This is a genomic window from Micromonospora sp. HM134 (assembly GCF_007833915.1).
GTDB classification, from domain to species: domain Bacteria; phylum Actinomycetota; class Actinomycetes; order Mycobacteriales; family Micromonosporaceae; genus Micromonospora; species Micromonospora wenchangensis.
In genome coordinates this window covers 3,091,134-3,107,462 of the sequence record NZ_CP041061.1, presented here as the reverse complement: position 1 = coordinate 3,107,462, position 16,329 = coordinate 3,091,134, and the positions used below count along the sequence as shown (strand labels likewise).

Sequence of the window (16,329 nt, the reverse complement as noted above, 5' to 3'; positions counted from 1 at the left end):
ATTCCGCACGACAGCGGATCAGGCAGGTCGTCGGTTACGACCGGGTGTTCAGGAGAATCGAGGCGAGCCTCGAACCGCTCGCCGGCCACCCCGAGGCACGTGAATCCGACCGGTGGAAGTCGCTGGTGCTGGCCTCCTGCGATTTCCCCGGTGCCCTCGACCGGCTCACCGACCTCTACCCCTGCGGCGAGTCCCGGCGCGGCACGTCCCTTGAGGACATGAGCCGCGAGCAGTTGATGACCCTCGGGCTGGTCAACGCGATGACCGCCACCTGGCCCGGCCTGGACCACGTCACCATGGCCCGTGACTACCTGGAGAACCAGGGCGGCCAGATCCCCACCGGCGTCGAGTGGCTGGTGAGTTGCGCGATCCGCATCCTGCTGCTGTCCGGGGACCCGACCGCCGCCGCCTGCGCGGCGGCGGCCCGGCAGCGTCTCGGCGGGCAGAACCCGGTCGGTTGGCGGGCCCGGCTCACCAGCCTGCACGCCGTCTGCGCGCTGCTCGACGGCGACGTGCAGGGCGGCGTCGAGTGGGGTGAGCGGGCGCTGCGGATGATGCAGCCGAGGCGCTGGGCGCACCGGATCGGTGAGCCGCTGGCCACCGTGGTCCTGGGCAACCTGGCCCTGGGCCGGATCGGCGCGGCGGTGCACCACCTGCGCACCACCCCGTCGGCGTTGATGGACGAGTCCAGTTACAGCCTCTGGTACCGGCACGGCTTCGGGCACTTCTGTCTGGGCACCGGGGACCCGCGCGGCGCGGTGACCCGGTTCATGAGCTGCGGGCGGAGCATGGCCGAATGGGGCATGGCGCTGGAGCACCTCTTCCCGTGGCGGCTGGCGGCGGCGGCCGGCTACCAGATGCTCGGCGAGCAGGACGTCGCCGTACACCTGGTGGATGCGGCGCTGCAGGCCCGTGGCGACGAGATACGGGCCCGGGCCATGCAGACCGCGGACACCGTCGGGGAGGTCTTCAGCGGTGCCCGCGAGGCGATCCTCACGACGCTGGAGCGATTCTCGTCGAGCCCCGACTTCTTCCTGATCCTGCGCCGGTTGCAGACCGAACCGCTCGACTTCGACCGCGGGGACTACGCTACCGTCACGGTGCTGGAGCGGCGTCCGGTGGCGTTCCTGTCGACGCTGACCGACAGCGAGTTGAAGGTCGCCACCCTGGCCGGCCGGGGCAAGCAGAACAAGATGATCGCCCGGGATCTCAGCATCACGATCAGCACGGTGGAGCAGCATCTGACCCATGTGTACAAGAAGCTCGGCATCGGCAACCGCAAGGAACTCCGCCTGATCCTGGGCTGACCCACCGCGTCGCCGACGACGCTCCCGACCTGATCGCCCTCACCACGGACCCGGGCCCCGTGACCCACACCTCTAACGGAACCTCATGTCTAGTCACCTCTCCGCTCCGGATTCCGCCGGGGCGCAGGAGCACCGGGACCGGCCGACCCGCCGGGCACAGGTCCACGCGGTGGCCGTGCTGCTGGCCACCACGGTCCTCCCGCTGACCATCACCGGGGCGTCGGTCGCGCTGCCCGGCATCCAGCACGACCTCCAGACCAGCACCGTCGCCGCGCAGTGGGTGGTCAACGCCTACAACGCGACGTTCGCCGCGTTCCTCGTGCTGGGCGGCGCGGTCACCGACCGGTGGAGCCCCTACCGGGTGTTCCTGTCGGGGGTGGCGGTCTTCGCGGTCGCCTCCGCCGCTTCGGCGTTCGCGCCGACGGTGCTGGTGCTGAACCTGACCCGCGCCGTCACCGGCGTCGGCGCGGCGGCCACCGTGACCGGCGGGGTGGCGCTGCTGTCGGTCGTGCTGACCGGCCGGGCGCAGGCCCGCGCCTTCGGCCTGCTGGGCACCCTGCTCGGTGTGGGGTTGGCGTTCGGACCGCAGCTCAGTGGCGTGGCGTTGGAGACGCTGGGGTGGCAGGCCGTGTTCGGGGTGCCCGCCGCGGTGGGCGTGCTGGTGATCGGTCTCGTCCTGGCCGCGCGCCGGCCCGCCGCCGGACGCCGGACGTCGGCCCACCCGCCGTTCGACTGGGCCGGGGCGCTGCTGTTCACCGGAGCCTCGCTGATCGGCATCGCGACCCTGGTGGAGGCCCCCCGGCTCGGGGCGACGCATCCGCTGCTGTGGGGCGGGGCGACCCTGTCCGCCGTGCTGCTGCTGTTGTTCGTCGGCGTGGAGCGTCGGGTGGCGCACCCGGTGACCGACCTGACGCTGCTGCGCAATCCCCGGTACACGGCGATCGCGATCACCGCGGGCACCCTGATGGTGGTGCTGGTGCCGATCCTGGTCTACCTGCCGTCGTACCTGATCAACGTGGTGGGCCTGTCCCCCACCGAGGCGGGCGCCTGGATGCTGGTGCTCACCGCCCCGACGATCGCGTTGCCGCCGGTGGGCGGCATCCTGATCAGGAACATCGGGATGACCCCGGTCCTGGTCACGTCGGTGGTGCTCTGCGGGATCGGCGCGCTGGGGCTGGTGACCCTGTCGCCGGGCAGCACGTTGCCCGCCATGGCGCTGCCCCTGATGGCCATCGGGGCGGGGGCCGGGCTGCCCTCCGGTCACATCGACCGGCTCGCCGTCTCCGAGGCGGACGAGAGCCGCCGGGGGGCGGCGGCCGGGCTGTTCAACACCATCCGGCTCTCCACCGAGAACGTGAGCATCGCGGCGGCCGGGGCGTTCATCGCCGCCGCGAGCCCCGTCGGCCTGCGCGGCCGGCACTTCACCGACGCGCTGCACACGGTGGCGCTGGTGCTGGCGGCGATCGCGATCGCCGTCGCCGTGCTGCTCGTGGTCGTCGACCGGCGGGCCCGGGGCGCGGGCCGGGTGGAACACGCCGCGCCGGCACCGGTACGACCGGCGGTGAGCGAGTAGCCGGGAGCCGTCGCTCAGCCCAGGCTGATCACCGGTCGGGTCAGGGTCTCGTCGGCGTACCCGTCGTCGGAGGCGAGCCACCGGCCGAAGTCCCCGTCCCGGTAGGCGGTCGCGAGGGTGAGCCAGCCGAGGAAGAAGCCGCTGCCGCCGCAGGTGACGACACCGCCGTCGCCGCCGCACACCACCGTCGGCTCGGTCGTCACCTCGTACCGGTAGGAGTCCTGGCCGATCGCCAGCCCCCAGCGGTTCGGCGTCCGGTGCACCCCGGTCGGATGCTCGACCGGGTAGCCGTCGTCGGGGCTGTCGTCGCCCCAGCGGAACAGGGTGGTCGCGCCCGCGCCGCAGGCCCACTCCCACTCGTCCGGGCTGGTGGTCCGCAGACCGAGGGCGGCGAGGGCGGCCATCGCCTCGTCGTGGTCGAACTCCTCGACCAGCACGGCCCGGACCACCCGGCCGGTCCCGTCCAGCTCGACGGTCAGCCCGTCGGCGGAACTCACCGTGCCCGCCCCGTCACCCCGGTGGCCGAGCGACGCGACGAGTTCACCGACCCGGGGGTCGTCCGGCGGCACCGGCATCTCACCGGGATCGAACGCCTCCACCGCGACCAGCATCGCCGGCAGGTCGACGTCGCGCACCGGCGAGGTCATCGCGTCGACGTACTCGGTCAGCGGCGGCAGGCCGTACTCCTCGGCGCTGTCGGCGTAGCTGGCCGCCTGGCCCGCGCCGGGGTGGAACCGGGACGCGTCGTAGCCGAGCGTCGGCCGGCCGCCGGGCACCAGCGCGAACCGCAGCCCGCCCCGGTCGAACACCGCCGTCCGGTGCGGGCGTCCCGCGTAGCCGGTGTCCCGCAGGCCCACCACGGTCAGGTCGTGCCGCGCCGCGATCTCCCGGGCCAGTCGGCCGGCGGCCTCCTCGGAGCGGTCGTTCCACTGGTCGACACGGAGATCGGCGTACGACATCGGCCCAGGATAGGACCGGCCGCGCCGGCACCGAGGGGCGGGTGCGCCGCCCGCCGGGTGTGGTCAGTAGCCGATCCGGAAGGTGGCGTCCTGCCGGTCGGTGGCCGGTGAGCTGCCGGTGAGCGGGTCGATGCGCAGCAGGTAGTCGTAGTGGCGCAGGTACCGGTCGGGGAAGTTGTACGAGCGGAACGACGTCCACGAGGAATCCGCGAGGCCGGCCGTGCGGTAGAACGTGGCGTCGCCCCGGAACGCGCTGGTGCCGTCGTCGGCCGCCAGCCGGATCGTGTAGTTGTAGTGGCGCAGGTACCGGTCGGGGTAGTTCACCGAGCGGAACGACACTCCGGCCGGATCGGCCAGGCCGGGCACCAGGGTCCACAGCTGGTCCTGGTACGGCTCGAACGGGTACGTGTCGATGCGTCCGACGTTGTCGGCGTGCCGTAGGTAGCGGTCGGGGAAGTTGTACGACTTGATCCGGTTCCAGGTGGGCAGCCCCCAGGCGGCGGTGAGCGCGGTCAGCTCGGCCGCGGTGACCGGGGCGATCCCGGGGTGCTTGGAGTTCAGCGGTTGGGTGTACGCCCGGTCGTTGAGCAGGCTCCACGCGCCGCCGGCCACGTTGGTGGTCTGCCAGCAGAAGAACCGGCCGTTGGGGCTCCACGTGTCGCCCCACAGGTACCACGTGTTCGTGGTGTGGGACTTGACGATCTGCGGGGCCTCGACGCCCCGGCCGGGGCCGATGGCGGCGGTGTGGATGCTGAAGCTGCCCGGGTTGAGGGTGGTGGAGCGGGTGCCGAGCAGGGTGCTGTTGGTGTTGTTCTTGAAGTACATGTAGTTGACCCCGTTGACGCTGACGAAGCTGCCGTCGATGGCGTCGTAGCCGGGGTCGAAGAACGTCTGCGGGGCGGACGCGGTCACGAAGTCGGCGGTGTAGTTCACCATCAGCACGTTGCGGCCGCCGGTGACGGCGGAGTAGACGACGGCGTACTGCCCGCGCCCGGGGTCCCAGTACGCCTCGGGCGCCCAGGCGTGGGTGGCGAGGGAGTGCACCTTGAGCAGCCGGTATCCGGTGAAGGTGCGCAGGTCGGCCGAGTCCCAGACGTGCAGGTACTGGCTCTGGTAGTTCCAGTCGGTGCCGTTGAGGTCGGTCGCGAGCACCACGAACCCGCCGTTCTGCTTGCGCAGGATGAACGGGTCGCGCAGGCCCCGGCTGCCCAGCGTGGGGGTGGCGACGGGGCGGTTCTGGTTGAGCGGGGTCCAGTTCAGGCCGTCGGTGCTGACGGCGAGGTGCAGGCCGTAGCTGGCGGCGGTCATGCTCGGCGATTCGGTGAAGTAGGCCATGACGTAGCCGTCGCCGGGGGCGGCGGACGCGGTGGCAGGGCGTAGCAGGGTCGCGCCGGCGAGGGCGGCGCCGGTGGCGGACAGCAGGGTACGACGCTTCAACGGGCACCTCGGGGTGGTGGCGGCGGGGTGGCGGTGGTCCCCGTACGTTATCGCTAACATCGATGACGTCAAGTGTCCGGAGAGGCCGGTCGTCCCCTGCCCCGCAGGTGGGACGCCACCGGGCAGGCCACCGCTTCCCGGGCCGGCCCGCCTCCGCTCAGCGCGTCGCCGAGGCGTGGCGGTCCAGGGCGCGGAGCAGGTTGCCGCCGAACACGTCGGCCGCCTCGGCGGCGGAGAGCCCGTCGAGGCCGACCGGGTGCAGGGTCTGGGCGAACGACACGTGGTCGAGGCTGGGGGCGAAGTCGGAACCCCAGTAGAGCCGCTGCGCGCCGAAGTGGTGCAGCAGCGTCTCGACGAAGGGCCGGGCGGCGGTGTGCGGGTAGCCCTCGGCGGGGTCGCTGACGGCGTACAGGCCGGAGACCTTGACCCCGACGTGGGGCAGCCGGGCCAGGTCGGTCAGCAGGGCGAGCCGGGCGGCGGCGACCTGCGGACCCGGGACGGTCGACTGCCGGCCCGGCAGGCCGAGGTGGCTGAACAGCACCGGGCACCCGTCGAGGGCGGCCAGCGCACGGCCGAGCCGCCCGGCCGCCTCGGGTGGGGCGTTGAGGCTGAGCAGCGTCGCGGTGTCGGCGAGCGTCGCGGCGGTCCGCGTCAGCCAGTCGGCGAAGGTGTCGGCGGCGGCCGGGTCCGGCAGGTACGCCGCGATGCCGGCGAATCCCGCCGACCGGATGCGGTCCAGTCCGGCCGGGTCGACGCCGGTGACCGGAACGTACGCCAGGGGGGCGATCCAGTCGTGTGTCGCGGCGAGCCGGGCGAGGTGCCGGTTGTTGCCGGTGAACTCCGGGCCGCCCTCGTAGCCGACCACGAGGGCCCGCGCAATGCCGTGTTCGTGGCGCAACGTCCGGTAGACGGCGAGTTCGTCACCCCCGGCCGGTGACCTTCCGTACCGGCCGGGATAACCGTCGGCGAACAGGTGCAGGTGGGCGTCGGCGCGTTCCATGGCCGGACCCTAACCGATTCTGAGCTGCCCATTGACGCGGGAGGACCCCTCGCTTAGGTTCTTGTCTCAATTAGGTCCGGATTATCGGACGTAGGCGAGGAGTGAACCGCGTGGTGCAGGCGCACGAGGACGTTGACGATCTGGTACGGCTGCGTCGGCAGCTTCACCAGCACCCCGAGCTGCGGTTCACTGAACAGCAGACCGCTGCGGTGCTCGCCGGGCGGCTCGCGTCGATCGCCCGGGTCCGCACCGGTGTCGCCGGCACCGGCCTGCTCGCGGAGATCGAAGGACGTACCGAAGGACCCTCGGTGTTGCTTCGGGCCGATATGGACGCCTATCCGGTGCAGGACGCCAAGCAGGTGCCCTGGGCGTCGACCAACCCGGGGGTCTGTCACGCCTGCGGGCACGACGTGCACATGACCGTGATGGCCGGCGTCGCCGCCCGGCTCGCCGCCGACCCGCCCGCCCGGGGCTCGGTGACCGTGCTGTTCCAACCGGCCGAGGAGATCCCGTTCGGCGCGACCTCCGGCGCCGCCGCGGTGCTCGCCGACGAGGCCCTGCGCGACCGGCGTTTCGACGCCGTCCTCGGCCTGCACTGCTGGCCGGACCTGCCGGTGGGGACGATCGGGGTGGACCGGGTGACCGCGATGGCGGCCAAGGACGCCTTCCGGTTCGAGGTGACCGGCCGGGCCGCGCACGCCGCCACCCCGGCCCTGGGCCGCGACGCGATCCTCGGCCTCGCCGGCATCGTCAACCTGCTGCACGCCGGGGTGGCCCGCTCCCGCAACCCGCACGAGCTGGTGGCCTTCAACATCGGCACGATCGCCGGTGGGGCCAGCCAGAGCCAGGTCGCCGAGCGGGCCGAGGCCACCGGCACGCTGCGCACCCACGACGAGACCGTCCGCGCCCGGCTCAAGGAGGTCATCGAGCGGATCGCCCGGCAGCAGGCCGCCGCGCTCGACCTGGGCCTGCGGTTCACCTGGGCCAACGAAATGCCCCCGGTCCGCAACGCGGCAGCCCTGGTGGCGCTCGCCCGCACCGAACTGCCCGGGGTGGTCGAGGTCGCCGACCTGACCGAACCCCCACTGACCACCGACGACTTCGCGCTGCTCGCCGCGCTCGGCCCCAGCCTGTACGTCAAGCTCGGCGTCACCGGCGAGCAGGGCGGCGCGCCGCTGCACTCCGGCGCGTTCGACGTCGACGAACGCTGCCTCGACGTCGGGGTGTCCGCCCTGGAGCGGCTCACCCGGGCGGTGCTCGACGGCCGGCTGGCCGCTCCCGACGGTCACGGGGACGCCGGGGCCGGCCGGCCCGGCCCGGGTGACCGGGCCGACGCCGTCGAGGCGGTGGGGGCGTGAGCCGCCCGTCGGTGGCCGTGATCGGGGCCGGGGCGTTCGGGGTCCGGCACCTGGCCGCGTACCGGTCGCTCGGCGTGCCGGTGGCCGCCCTGGTCGAGCCGGACGCCACGACCCGCGCCCGGGTGGCCGCCGACTACCAGGTGCCGCAGGCGTACACCGACGTCGCCGCCCTGCTCGCCGACACGACGCCGGACGCCGCCTCGGTCTGCGTGCCCGGCCCGGCGCACCGGGCGGTGGCCGTGGCGCTGCTCGACGCCGGGGTGCCGGTGCTGGTGGAGAAGCCGCTGGCCACCACCGTCGCCGACGCCGCCGCCATCGTCGACACCGCCGGACGCACCGGCGTGCTCTGCCAGCCGGGGCACCTCCTGCGGCACAGCCCACCGCACCGCGCCCTGCACGACGCGATCCGCGCCGGCCGGCTCGGCGACGTGCTCGCCGTGTCGTCCCGCCGCGACCGGCCCCGCACCCTGAGCCGGCTCTTCCCGCGCGAACACCCCGCGCTGCTCACCGCCGTCCACGACATCGACCTGGCCCTCTGGTACGCCGGAGCGCCCGTGGTCGAGGTCCGCGCGGCGGCCCGGACCCGACCCGGATCGGCGACCCCGGTCCTGGTGTGGGCGGAGCTGCGACACGCCAACGACGTCGTGTCGTCGATCCGCAACAGCTACCTGCTTCCCGAGAGCACTCCCCACCACACCTCGGACCTGGTCGAGGTGTACGGCACCGACGGGGTCGCCCACGTCGACCTCGGCCACCCCATGCTGCTCGTCCAGGGCGAGCCGACCGAGGCGCCGGACTGGCTGCTGTCCCCGGTCGACGGCGGCGGCGCGCTCGCCGCCGAGCTGCGGCACTTCCTGAGCCGGATCGACGGCACCGCACCGACGGCGGTCGTCCCGCTCGCCGACGGACTGCACGTGGTGCAGGTCGCCGAGGCCGTGGCCGGCAGCGCCGACAGCGGCGGCGCGGTCCGCCGACTCCCCTGAGCCCCCCACTTGTGACAGGAGCTAAACCGATGTTTCGACGGAGATTGGCCGGCGCCCTCGCCGCCGGCATGGCCGCCGCCGCCCTGCTGACCGGATGCGGTGGCAACGACGCCGCCGACGGCCCGGTCACCCTCAAGGTGCTGACCTGGGAGCCGGGTGGGGCCGAGTACTGGAAGCAGGTCAAGACCAGCTTCGAGGGCAGCCACCCGGACATCAAGCTGGAGATGCAGTCCGTCCCGTTCGACAAGTACCCCGAGGTGCAGGGCCCGTACATCACCTCGCAGTCGGGGCCGGACGTGATGGCCAACAACGCCGGGCTGGAGCTGTTCGACAGGCGCGGGGCGTACGTGCCGCTGGGTGACAAGGCCGCCGAGATCACCAAGGACCTGGTCACCTACAGCGGGGCCTGCGAGGGCTTCGACACCGGCAAGACCTGCTACGGGGTGCCGTTCTCCTACCAGGGCAACGTCCTGTACTACAACAAGGCCGTCCTGACCGCCGCCGGGTTGAACCCGGAGCAGCCCCCGGCCACCTGGGACGAGTTCGGGGCCGCCTGCGAGGCGGTGAAGAAGGCCGGCAAGACCTGCCTGGCGCTGGGCCTGTCCGGCACCTTCCCCGCGTACTGGGACTTCCCGGAGATCGCCCGTAACTACCTGACCGAGGACGACATCCGGGCGCTGCTCGCCGGGAAGCTGTCCTGGAAGGACCCGAAGCTGGTGTCGGTGCTCGGCAAGCTGGCCGAGATCACCACGAAGGGCTGGGCCAACAAGAACGCCCCGTCGATCACCATGCTGCCCGACGGCGCGGACATCTTCCAGCGCGGCGACGCCGCGTTCGCCGGCACCATCATCTCCGACGCGGTGAACTGGGAGGCGTTCGGCAAGGCGCTGGGCGACGACAAGCTCGGCGTGACCCGGTGGCCGGCGATCGACCCGGCCGCGCCGCTGGCCGGCAAGTTCTCCGGCATCGAGGGCGCGGTCTACGGGGTCACCCAGTGGAGCGAGAAGAAGCAGGCCGGTCTGGAGTTCATCAGCTGGCTCGCCGGTAAGGAGAACGGCGAGCTCTGGGTGAAGTACGGCAAGGGCCAGCCGCTGAACAAGACCGTCGACAAGGCGCTGCTGCCGTCGTCGCCGGCCTTCCTCAAGATCCAGGAGCTGGTCGCCGAGCCGACCCTGCACGCCGGGGTGATGCTCTCCGGCCCGGAGGCCGACGCCCTGGCCCGGGGCTGGCAGCAGGTCACCCTCGGCCAGCTCACGGTGGACAAGTGGGCCGACCAGATGCAGCAGGCGCTGGAGCGCAGCCCCACGAAGAAGCAGGGCAAGTAACCACCGGTGGGCGGGGCGACGCCGTGTCGCCCCGCCCGCCCGACCCGGGGAGAGGAACCCTGATGACGATCTCCACCGCGCCGGTGTCGGACCCGGTGGCCGCCGACGCCCCACCCGCGCCGACCCGCCGGCGGCACCGCCCCGGGCATGCCCGGGAGTGGTGGCTGGGCGCCGCGCTGGTGCTCCCCGCCGTGGTGCTGGCCGTGCTGTTCAAGCTGGTGCCGCTGGTCCGGGGGGTGGTCACCAGCTTCGAGTCGTCCAGCGGGTTCGGTGGCAGCGAGTTCGCCGGGGCGGACAACTACACCCGGATGTTCGACGACCCGATGGTGCTCACCAGCTTCCGCAACGCGCTGCTGGTGGTGGCCACCCTGCCGGTGTGGATCGTGCTCCCGCTGATCCTGGCGCTGCTGATCCACCAGCGGTCGCCCGGCTGGAAGTTCTTCCGGGCGGTGTACTTCGTGCCGTACACCATCGCGCCGATCGTGGTCGGCATCATGTTCCGGCAGATCCTCGCCCCCGACGGGCCGTTGAACGCCCTGCTGCGTTTCGTCGGCCTGGAACCGCTGGCGATCGAGTGGCTCAACGGCCGCTACAGCGCACTGTTCTCGCTGGTGGCCGTCGCCCTGTGGAGCTTCTTCGGGCTCGGCGTGATGACCTACCTCGCCGGCCTGGCCACCATCCCCGAGGAGACCCTGGAGGCGGCCTACCTGGACGGGGCCGGGTTCTTCCGACGGCTGTGGTCGGTGGTCGTGCCGATGTTGCGCCCGACCGTGGCGTACTGGAGCGTGCTGTGCGCCTCGGGCGTGCTGATCTGGCTGTTCCCGCTGATCTACGCGTTGACCCAGGGCGGTCCGGGGGACGCCACCATGCTCCCCGAGTACCTGGTCTTCCTCACCACCTTCCAGTTCCTGGACCGCGGCTACGGCTCGGCCATCGGCATCGCCCTGTTCGTCTTCGTCGCCGTGCTGTCGATCTTCAGCGTCCGGCACATGTTCACCGAGGGGACGCGTAAGCCGCGATGAACCCGCGCCACTTCGCCCGGATCGGGCGTTACCTGTTGACCTTCGCGCTGGTCGTCGTCGCCGTCGCGGCGATCTACCCGCTGCTGTTCACCGTGGTCAGCTCGGTGAAGACGCAGTCCGGTTTCGCCGCCGACCCGTTGGGCCTGCCGGCCGGGATCACCTTCGAGAACTACCTGGAGGCGTTCCGCCGGATGGACATGCCCCGGCTGCTGCTCAACTCGCTGATCACCACGCTCGGCGGGTTGGTGCTGTCGGTGCTCGCCGCGCTGCTGGTCGCGTACGCGGTGACCAAGCTGCGGTTCCGGGGCGGCAAGGTGGTCTTCCTGCTGATCATCGTGACGCTGACCATCCCCAGCCAGGCGATCATCTACCCGCTGTACCAGACGGTGCTGGACCTGGGCATGTCCGGCCAGTACCAGGGCCTGATCCTGGCGTACGCGGCGTTCGGGCTGCCGCTGGGCACCTACCAGCTCGCCGGCTACTTCCAGCAGGTGCCCGACGAACTGATCGAGGCGGCCCGGGTCGACGGCGCGGGACACCTGACCATCCTGTTCCGGCTGCTCGCCCCGATCGCCACTCCGGCGATCGCGGCGCTGGCCATCTTCAACTTCGTCTGGATGTGGAACGACCTGCTGCTGCCGTTGGTCATCATGGGCGGCTCGGACAGCAAGACGCTGATGGTCGGCGTCTCCCTGCTCAGCGGCCAGTACGACGTGTCGGTGCCGCTGGTCAGCGCCGGCCTGATCGTGGCGCTGCTGCCGGTGCTGATCGTCTACCTGGTCTTCCAGCGGCAACTCGTCTCCGGCGCGCTCGCCGGCTCCGGCAAGTGACGCCGGCCGCCCGCAGCCGGGTGACGCAGGCCGGGGTGCCGGCGGTCGTCGGCCCGGCCCCGGCCGGGGTGCCGGTGAGCGGGACGCCCCTGCGGGGGCGTCGGTGAGCGGGGCGGCCGGGCCGGGTGAGCAGGTGTGCCACCTGTACCGGCTGCGCCCCGGCGCGCAGGCCGAGTACGAGCGGCGGCACGCCCGGGTGTGGCCGGAGTTGTCCGCGCTGCTCGACGAGGCGGGCGTCTACGACTACCACATCTACCGGCACGACCTGCTGCTGATCTGTGTGCTGCGGACCCGTCACGGGTTCGCGCACGCCCGGGCGGTGACCGCCGGCTCGCCGGTGCAGGCCCGCTGGACGGCGTCGCTGGCGGAGCTGTTCGCCGAGATCGCCGACGCCGACGGCGAGCCGCTGTGGGCGTACCCGGTGTTCCACCATCCGGGGCAGCCGCCGCCGTGAGCGGCGCGGGCGTGCCGCGACGGCCCGGCGGGGAGTCCCCCGCCGGGCCGTCGCGGTGCCCGCCGTCAGACCGCGTACGCGACCGAACCGTCGGCGCGCAGCGGGATGCGGGTCACCGGCCGACCGGTCAGGTCCAGCGGCCGGATGTCGGCCAGGTCGAGGGTGACGCCCAGGCCGGGTTCCTGCGGCACCGGCAGGAACCCGCCCTCCCGGCGGACGCAGGCCCGCGCCGGACCGTCGGCGAGCTGGTCGTCCAGCGGCGAGTACTCCTGGGTGACGAAGTTCGGGATGACCGTGTCGAGCTGCACCGAGGCCATGGTGAGCAGCGGACCCAGGCAGTTGTGGGTGACCACGGCCGCGTGGTGCGCCTCGGCCAGCGCGGCGATCTTACGGGCGTGGCTGAGCCCGCCGGCCAGCCCGACGTCGGGCCGGACGTACTGGGCGCCGCCCTGGGCCAGCAGCTCCTTGAACTCCCAGATGGTGTGCAGCCGCTCCCCGTTGGCCATCGGCACCTCCGGCGCCCGCCGGCCCACCTCGGCCTGGCTGCTCACGCTGTCGATCTGGATCGGGTCCTCGACCAGCAGCGGCAGGTGCCGGGCCAGCGCCGGCACCACCGCCTGCGCCTGCAACGGGGTGAGCTTGCGGTGCAGCTCGATGAGCAGGTCGACGTCCGGGCCGACGGTGTCACGGACGGCGGCGGTGGTGGCCTCGGTCTCGGTGACCAGCCGGGCCTGCGACAGGTCGCCGTAGTTCGCCGGCAGCGGGTCGAACTTCACGGCGGTGAAGCCGTCGGCGACCGCGGCGGCGGCCTGTTCGGCCAGCGCCTGCGCGCCGGTGCCGGGCAGCAGCAGGTGCAGCCGGATGCGGTCGCGCACCCGGCCGCCGAGCAGCTGCCACACCGGCACCCCGAGCCGCTTGCCCAGCAGGTCCCACAGCGCCAGGTCGACGGCGGAGACGGCGGCGGTGAGCACCGAGCCCCGGAACGGGCCCATCCGGTAGAGGTGGTGCCAGTGGTGCTCGATCCGGTCCGGGTCGGCCCCGAGCAGGTACGGCCGGAACGTCTGCGTCACGGCGTGCACCGCGTCGGGGTATCCCCAGCACGCGGACTGGCCCACCCCGGTCCGCCCGTCGGACGTGCGTACCTGGACGAAGTGCGCGTCCCCGCGTACCGCCGACTCGACCTCGACGATCTCCATGCCGACTCTCCCAAATTAGAGACCAATAACGGCCACAAACTTGCTTGTGCACTCTTCCATAGCCTTGGACTGCTGGTCTAGGCTCCACAACCAACGAGCCGGAATAGGGCTCAATTATCTCTGGGGGTGTGATGGGGCAGCTCGACGACTATCGGCTGATGGCCCGGATCCGCCGGTTCGAGGAGCGGCTGACCGCCCTCAAGGACGCCGGCGAGATCCCGGGATCGATCCACCTGTGCAACGGCCAGGAGGCCATCCCGGTCGGCGCGTGCCGGGCGCTGCGCGACGGCGACCACGTCACCGCCACCTACCGGGGTCACGGCTGGGCGATCGCCCGGGGCGTCGACCTGACCGGCCTGTTCGCCGAGATGATGGGACGCGACTCGGCGCTGTGCGGCGGACGGGCGGCCTCGCCGTACCTGTCCGACCCGGGACGCTGGTTCGTCGGCGAGAACTCCATCGTCGGCGCCGGCGTGCCGATCGCCACCGGGGCGGCGCTCACCGCCCAGCGCACCGGCAGCGGGGCGGTCAGCGTGGTCAGCATCGGCGACGGCGCGATGAACCAGGGCAACGTGCACGAGGCGCTCAACCTCGCCGCCGTGCTCGACCTGCCGCTGGTGCTGGTGCTGGAGAACAACGTCTACTCCGAGATGTCCCGGATCTCCGACATGGTGCGCGTCCGGCAGCTCGCCGAACGGGCCGCCGGCTACGGCCTGCCCGGCCGGGTGGTCGACGGCAACGACCCCGACGCCGTCGCCGAGGCGGTCACCGAGGCCGTCGACCGGGCCCGGGAGGGCTCCGGCCCGTCCATCGTGGAGGCGATGACCGAACGCCTCGTCGGCCACTACAGCGGCGACGTGCAGCACTACCGCCCGGCCGGCGAGATCGCCGCCGCCCGGCAACGCGAACCGCTGGCCCGCATCCGCCAGGCCGCCGACGCCGACCTGACCGCCCGGCTCGACGCCATCGACGCCGAGGTGTCCGCCGAGATCGAAACCGCCGTCACCGCCGCCCGCGCCGTCCCCCACCCGGACCCGGCGACCGCCGAGGAGCACGTCTATGTCTGAGTCGCTGCGCTACATCCAGGCCGTCAACGCCGCCCTCACCTGGGCCCTGGACAGCCGGACCGACACCATCTACTTCGGCGAGGACGTCGCCCTGCCCGGTGGGCCGTTCGGCGCGACCAAGGGGCTGCACAAGCGGTTCGGCTCCGAGCGGATCTTCGACACCCCGATCTCCGAGACCGGCTTCCTCGGCATGGCCCTCGGCGCGGCCATGACCGGGCTCCGCCCGATCGCCGAGATCATGTACGCCGACTTCTCGTTCGTGGCGATGGACCAGATCGTCAACCAGATCGCCACCATCCACTACTCCAGCGCCGGCCGGTGGAAGGCCCCGCTGGTGATCCGGATGCAGCAGGGCTACTCCCCCGGCGCATGCGCCCAGCACTCGCACTCGCCGGAGGCGTACTTCGCGCACACCCCCGGCCTGCGGGTCGCCCTGCCGGCCACCCCCGACGACGCGTACCAGATGCTGCGCACCGCCGTGGTCAGCGACGACCCGGTGGTGGTCGCCGAGGCCCGGATGCTCTACCCGACCCGGGGCCCGGTCCGCACCGACGCCCCGGTCGAGCCCGTCGGCGGGGCCCGGGTGGTCCGCCCCGGCACCGACGTCACCGTCGTGGCCTGGTCCCGGATGGTGTCGGCGGCCCTCGACGCCGCCGGCACCCTGGCCGAGGAGGGCATCGACGTCGAGGTGGTCGACCTGCGCTGGCTCAACCCGCTCGACTTCGACACCGTCGCCACGTCGGTGGCCCGCACCGGCCGGCTGGTCGTCGCCCACGAGGCGAACCTGACCGGCGGCTTCGGCGCGGAGATCGCCGCCCGCGCCGCCACCGAGTGCTTCACCGACCTGCGCGCCCCGATCGCCCGGGTCGCCGCCCCGGACGTGCCGATGCCCGCCGCGCCCGCCCTCCAGGCGGTCGTGGTGCCCGAGGCGGCCACCGTCGCCGACGCCGTCCGCCGGACGGTCCGGGCGTGAACGACGCCGTCCCGCCCGCCGCCGCGGGCGCACCCGAGGCACACCCGCCGGCCGGCGGAGCAGGCACCGGTGCCGCACCCGCCGGTCTGCTCGCCGGCCGGCGGGTGGTGGTCGTCGGCGGCGCGTCCGGCATCGGCCGGGCCACCGTCGCCGCCGCCGCGGCGGCCGGCGCAGCCGTCGCCGTGCTCGACGCCGACGCCACCGGCGCGGACACCGCCGCCGAGCAGGTCCGCGACACCGGCGGCCGGGCCTACGCGCACCGGGTGGACGTCACCGTCGAAACCGAGGTCGCCGAGGCGCTCGACGCCGCCGCCGCCGACCTCGGCGGGATCGACGCCGTGCTGCACGTCGCCGGGGTGATGCGCGGGCAGGGCCTCGACGTACGGGACGTGCCGGTCGCGCTCTGGGCCCAGGTCATCGCCGTCAACCTCACCGGGCCGTTCCTGGTCGCCAAACACGCCGCCCGGCACCTGCTCCCCGACGGCGGGGTGCTCGTGCTGGTCGGCTCCAAGGCGGGCGTGCAGAACGGCTCCGGCTCGGTACCCTACGGCGCGAGCAAGGGAGGGTTGCACGGTCTGGCGCTCACACTGGCCCGCCAGCTCGGTCCACAGGGGATCCGGGTGCACACGCTCTGCCCCGGCGACATCGACACGCCACTGATGCGGCGGTCGCTGTCCGAGGCACTGGCCAACGGCGCCGACGGCGGACGGATCGCCGCCGTCGAGGCCACACTGGGTCGCCCGGAGGACGTCGCCTCGGCGCTGGTCCTGCTGGCGTCGTCGGCGAGCGCCGGCCTCACCGGCACGGTCTGTACCGGCTGAGCACCCCACCCACCAGGGCAGCGG

Annotated in this window: 15 protein-coding genes; 11 read left to right on the top strand and 4 right to left on the bottom strand. The window is 72.9% G+C overall.

Annotated elements, in window-relative coordinates; translation table 11 throughout:
• The first annotated feature begins 44 nt into the window (after positions 1 to 44).
• Both FJK98_RS13600 and FJK98_RS13595 read left to right on the top strand, forming a co-directional pair.
• A complete protein-coding gene (locus tag FJK98_RS13600; protein WP_168222454.1) occupies positions 45 to 1,307 on the top strand; it encodes a helix-turn-helix transcriptional regulator in 1,263 nt (420 codons plus the stop codon).
• Positions 1,308 to 1,392: 85 nt separating this feature from the next.
• Positions 1,393 to 2,880 carry an MFS transporter gene (locus FJK98_RS13595; RefSeq protein WP_145919343.1) on the top strand — a complete coding sequence of 496 codons (1,488 nt, stop codon included), beginning with the start codon at positions 1,393 to 1,395 and terminating at the stop codon, positions 2,878 to 2,880.
• A 14-nt stretch (positions 2,881 to 2,894) separates the two neighbouring features.
• Here the strand turns inward: FJK98_RS13595 and FJK98_RS13590 are convergent, their stop codons facing one another.
• The 3 genes from FJK98_RS13590 to FJK98_RS13580 all read right to left on the bottom strand — a co-directional run bounded on the left by FJK98_RS13590 (position 2,895) and on the right by FJK98_RS13580 (position 6,276).
• A complete protein-coding gene (locus tag FJK98_RS13590) occupies positions 2,895 to 3,839 on the bottom strand; it encodes a hypothetical protein (RefSeq protein WP_145919342.1) in 945 nt (314 codons plus the stop codon).
• 63 nt (positions 3,840 to 3,902) lie between these two features.
• Positions 3,903 to 5,276 (bottom strand): glycoside hydrolase family 43 protein, encoded by a 1,374-nt coding sequence (locus FJK98_RS13585; RefSeq protein ID WP_228543876.1) that lies wholly within the window; start codon positions 5,274 to 5,276, stop codon positions 3,903 to 3,905.
• A 157-nt stretch (positions 5,277 to 5,433) separates the two neighbouring features.
• Positions 5,434 to 6,276 (bottom strand): amidohydrolase, encoded by an 843-nt coding sequence (locus FJK98_RS13580; protein ID WP_145919340.1) that lies wholly within the window; start codon positions 6,274 to 6,276, stop codon positions 5,434 to 5,436.
• A gap of 110 nt (positions 6,277 to 6,386) precedes the next feature.
• Here FJK98_RS13580 and FJK98_RS13575 point away from each other — a divergent pair, with 110 nt between their 5' ends.
• The 6 genes from FJK98_RS13575 to FJK98_RS13550 all read left to right on the top strand — a co-directional run bounded on the left by FJK98_RS13575 (position 6,387) and on the right by FJK98_RS13550 (position 12,248).
• Complete coding sequence (locus FJK98_RS13575) at positions 6,387 to 7,634, top strand: M20 family metallopeptidase (protein WP_168222453.1); 1,248 nt, start codon at positions 6,387 to 6,389, stop codon at positions 7,632 to 7,634.
• Positions 7,631 to 8,617 (top strand): Gfo/Idh/MocA family protein, encoded by a 987-nt coding sequence (locus FJK98_RS13570; protein WP_145919338.1) that lies wholly within the window; start codon positions 7,631 to 7,633, stop codon positions 8,615 to 8,617. The genes FJK98_RS13575 and FJK98_RS13570 overlap by 4 nt, the downstream gene beginning before the upstream one ends.
• Before the next feature lie 29 nt (positions 8,618 to 8,646).
• The gene (locus FJK98_RS13565) at positions 8,647 to 9,942 is read left to right on the top strand and encodes an ABC transporter substrate-binding protein (RefSeq protein ID WP_240762825.1); all 1,296 of its coding nucleotides are present in this window, start codon (positions 8,647 to 8,649) and stop codon (positions 9,940 to 9,942) included.
• A 62-nt stretch (positions 9,943 to 10,004) separates the two neighbouring features.
• Positions 10,005 to 10,964 carry a carbohydrate ABC transporter permease gene (locus tag FJK98_RS13560; protein WP_145919337.1) on the top strand — a complete coding sequence of 320 codons (960 nt, stop codon included), beginning with the start codon at positions 10,005 to 10,007 and terminating at the stop codon, positions 10,962 to 10,964.
• Complete coding sequence (locus FJK98_RS13555; protein ID WP_145919336.1) at positions 10,961 to 11,794, top strand: carbohydrate ABC transporter permease; 834 nt, start codon at positions 10,961 to 10,963, stop codon at positions 11,792 to 11,794. The genes FJK98_RS13560 and FJK98_RS13555 overlap by 4 nt, the downstream gene beginning before the upstream one ends.
• A 103-nt stretch (positions 11,795 to 11,897) precedes the next feature.
• Positions 11,898 to 12,248 (top strand): L-rhamnose mutarotase, encoded by a 351-nt coding sequence (locus FJK98_RS13550; protein WP_145919335.1) that lies wholly within the window; start codon positions 11,898 to 11,900, stop codon positions 12,246 to 12,248.
• 65 nt (positions 12,249 to 12,313) lie between these two features.
• On the opposite strand, the gene FJK98_RS13545 is transcribed toward FJK98_RS13550, so the two are convergent.
• The gene (locus FJK98_RS13545; protein WP_145919334.1) at positions 12,314 to 13,444 is read right to left on the bottom strand and encodes a mandelate racemase/muconate lactonizing enzyme family protein; all 1,131 of its coding nucleotides are present in this window, start codon (positions 13,442 to 13,444) and stop codon (positions 12,314 to 12,316) included.
• Positions 13,445 to 13,575: 131 nt separating this feature from the next.
• Between FJK98_RS13545 and FJK98_RS13540 the strand changes: the two genes are divergently transcribed.
• From FJK98_RS13540 to FJK98_RS13530, 3 genes are read left to right on the top strand one after another with little or no spacing between them, the layout of a single operon-like run.
• Positions 13,576 to 14,511, top strand: coding sequence for a thiamine pyrophosphate-dependent dehydrogenase E1 component subunit alpha (locus FJK98_RS13540; RefSeq protein WP_145919333.1), 936 nt, complete (start codon positions 13,576 to 13,578; stop codon positions 14,509 to 14,511).
• On the top strand, positions 14,504 to 15,484 hold the full coding sequence (locus tag FJK98_RS13535) for an alpha-ketoacid dehydrogenase subunit beta (protein ID WP_145919332.1): 981 nt from the start codon (positions 14,504 to 14,506) through the stop codon (positions 15,482 to 15,484). Before FJK98_RS13540 ends, FJK98_RS13535 begins: the two co-directional genes overlap by 8 nt.
• On the top strand, positions 15,481 to 16,305 hold the full coding sequence (locus tag FJK98_RS13530) for an SDR family NAD(P)-dependent oxidoreductase (protein ID WP_145919331.1): 825 nt from the start codon (positions 15,481 to 15,483) through the stop codon (positions 16,303 to 16,305). The genes FJK98_RS13535 and FJK98_RS13530 overlap by 4 nt, the downstream gene beginning before the upstream one ends.
• Positions 16,306 to 16,329: the final 24 nt, after the last annotated feature.

What these genes read in the sequence shown, in the direction of transcription:
- FJK98_RS13555 (WP_145919336.1), top strand. Translation starts at nt 10,961, where the DNA reads ATGAACCCGCGCCACTTCGCCCGGATCGGGCGTTACCTGTTGACCTTC.
- FJK98_RS13595 (WP_145919343.1), top strand. Translation starts at nt 1,393, where the DNA reads ATGTCTAGTCACCTCTCCGCTCCGGATTCCGCCGGGGCGCAGGAGCAC.
- FJK98_RS13565 (WP_240762825.1), top strand. Translation starts at nt 8,647, where the DNA reads ATGTTTCGACGGAGATTGGCCGGCGCCCTCGCCGCCGGCATGGCCGCC.
- FJK98_RS13580 (WP_145919340.1), bottom strand. Translation starts at nt 6,276, where the DNA reads ATGGAACGCGCCGACGCCCACCTGCACCTGTTCGCCGACGGTTATCCC.
- FJK98_RS13540 (WP_145919333.1), top strand. Translation starts at nt 13,576, where the DNA reads ATGGGGCAGCTCGACGACTATCGGCTGATGGCCCGGATCCGCCGGTTC.
- FJK98_RS13545 (WP_145919334.1), bottom strand. Translation starts at nt 13,444, where the DNA reads ATGGAGATCGTCGAGGTCGAGTCGGCGGTACGCGGGGACGCGCACTTC.
- FJK98_RS13535 (WP_145919332.1), top strand. Translation starts at nt 14,504, where the DNA reads ATGTCTGAGTCGCTGCGCTACATCCAGGCCGTCAACGCCGCCCTCACC.
- FJK98_RS13560 (WP_145919337.1), top strand. Translation starts at nt 10,005, where the DNA reads ATGACGATCTCCACCGCGCCGGTGTCGGACCCGGTGGCCGCCGACGCC.
- FJK98_RS13590 (WP_145919342.1), bottom strand. Translation starts at nt 3,839, where the DNA reads ATGTCGTACGCCGATCTCCGTGTCGACCAGTGGAACGACCGCTCCGAG.